We start from the raw sequence: 868 nt of genomic DNA on the forward strand, positions 1-868 counted from the left end.
GTGTCTATGTCGAGTACGAAGTCGATTCTGTTCCTTCTTATCGTAAAGATTCAGATGGTATTGGTATCGACCTCGGGATCAAGGAATTGGCTGTTCTCTCTAACAAAGAGGTCTTTGCAAACATCAATAAGAAACGTCCGATGAAACGAAAACTCAGAAAGCTAAAGCATATTTCGCGGATCTATTCTCGAAAGCTAAAAGCTTACAGAGCAAGGAAGAAAAAGGATCCAGACAATAGGCCAACCAGGAGCAATCTGAACAAAGCGCAGAAACGATTACAGACTGTTCAACAAAAGATGAACAACACCCGAAATACATACCGCAGGCAGACGGTTGCCCGGATCATGGATCTGTATCCGTCCTACATCACGATGGAAGATCTGAATATTGCCAGCATGATGAAGAACCGAAAACTTGCTCATGCCATTTCTCAGATGCAGTGGTACGCCTTTAGAACAGACGTCCAGTTTCAGTGTGCCAAACGAGGGATCGAGTTCCGTTTGGCCGATCGCCGTTACCCTTCCAGTAAGACATGCCATCAATGCGGACATGTCCATAAGGCTCTGAAGCTTTCCGATCGGACTTTCGTCTGCCCAGTTTGCGGATATACCGAAGATCGTGGCCTCAATGCAGCTCAGAATCTTCGGGATACTGCCGCTTATACTGTGCTTGATCTTCAAACCACTATGTTTTAATGTTTCTTTTTTTGTCCTCTTTTACAGACAATAAGGCCATTGATATTGACGCCAAGATGCAGTGTCTGAAGACAGGAAGAAAAACCCAATCTTTCGAATATCTTCAGAGCAGATCAAATCAACAAAGAAAGGAAAAGCTCGCAAAGATCAAAATGAGTCTGTAAAAGAAAAAA

At 43.4% G+C, this 868-nt stretch carries 1 protein-coding gene; it reads left to right on the forward strand.

Translation table 11 applies throughout. The features are described from left to right. Positions 1 to 695: RNA-guided endonuclease InsQ/TnpB family protein (locus BO222_RS11305; protein WP_143357027.1), on the forward strand; the 695-nt coding region annotated here is incomplete at its 5' end. Positions 696 to 868: the final 173 nt, after the last annotated feature.

It is taken from the genome of Ileibacterium valens (assembly GCF_001945525.1).
Classification (GTDB): domain Bacteria; phylum Bacillota_I; class Bacilli_A; order Erysipelotrichales; family Erysipelotrichaceae; genus Ileibacterium; species Ileibacterium valens.